Origin of the sequence: Alkalicoccobacillus gibsonii, from assembly GCF_016798245.1 — a bacterium.
GTDB lineage: Bacteria > Bacillota > Bacilli > Bacillales > Bacillaceae_D > Alkalicoccobacillus > Alkalicoccobacillus gibsonii.
Genome location: NZ_JAEUZA010000018.1, coordinates 1 through 311, shown reverse-complemented (window position 1 = coordinate 311; position 311 = coordinate 1). Strand labels below are relative to the sequence as shown.

1 rRNA gene is annotated in these 311 nt (G+C 47.9%); it reads left to right on the top strand.

The annotated features are described in order from the left end of the window. Window positions 1–249: 249 nt before the first annotated feature. Window positions 250–311: ribosomal RNA gene (gene rrf, locus JNO66_RS20355) — 5S ribosomal RNA — on the top strand; the annotation flags it as partial.

Here is a 311-nt window from a genome sequence, read left to right as displayed (position 1 = left end):
TAGGTCTGGAGTGGAAGTGTGGCGACACATGGAGCGGACAGATACTAATCGGTCGAGGACTTATCCAATTTGGTGTATGACAATGTGTGGCACGATTTAGTTTTGAAGGAATCATTTCTTTCAAGTAGACAACAAGCATCAAGTGATTCGAGGACACAAGGATTGGAATGAAGGAGCGTATTTACATACGTGACTGAGTGACAAGACGCGGTGGACGAAGAAGCGCGCAGATGATTGGCAGTCTAATAGTCCGGTGGCAATAGCGAAGAGGTCACACCCGTTCCCATGCCGAACACGGCCGTTAAGCTCTT